Genomic DNA, 255 nt, shown 5'->3' with positions numbered 1-255 from the left:
CGATCCGCAAGCGGATCGCCCGAACACGCGAACGGATTGAGAAGACGACTTGGCAATTGAGTCAGTTCGGTTCAGAGAAAGCAGCAGCGTACTTGCGACGGGGATTACCATCGATGCAGACGTTTGCTGAGAAAGCACTCGACGGGATCGAGGTGCGGTGGACCTCGAATCCCGTCGAACGGGCAATGGGAGAAGTCGCTAAACGGTGCAAGCGAGACTGGATGCAGTGGAGTCGAGATGGATTGAATGCAGTGC

1 pseudogene is annotated in these 255 nt (G+C 56.1%); it reads left to right on the top strand.

Going from position 1 to position 255, the window contains the following annotated elements:
• Window positions 1-255 (top strand): annotated as a pseudogene (locus O2S87_RS19125) (ISH6 family transposase); the annotation flags it as partial.

This window comes from Halohasta sp. A2 (assembly GCF_056175805.1).
The sequence above is the reverse complement of the archived record's forward strand: the minus strand, read 5'-3'. Positions and strand labels throughout refer to the sequence as shown.